A 286-nucleotide genomic window follows, 5' to 3' on the forward strand; every position below is an offset into this window, starting at 1 on the left:
GACGACTTCGCTGACGGTGTCGGTGATTTGGACCGAAGCGTTGCCGCCCAGCTCCAGATTCTCGAAGGCCTTACCATCGACGGCAGCGTCGGTGATGCCGACGGTCAAGGTATCGCCGTCTTTGAAGACGTCATCGCCTTGGGCTTTCGCCTTGTACTCGGCTTCGGTCTGACCGGCTGGAATGACAACTTTGTCGCCGTTCGACAGGGTGACGGTCAGGTCGTGGTCGAGCTTCTGGCTGACCTTGACGGTGAAGGCCGGCTGCTGGTCTTCGGTGACATCGCCT

At 60.1% G+C, this 286-nt stretch carries 1 protein-coding gene; it reads right to left on the bottom strand.

What is annotated here, in order from left to right; translation table 11 throughout:
• Positions 1-286: immunoglobulin-like domain-containing protein (locus AC25M7_RS25535; RefSeq protein WP_486971646.1), on the bottom strand; the 286-nt coding region annotated here is incomplete at both ends.

It is taken from the genome of Pseudomonas sp. P106(2024) (assembly GCF_057480815.1).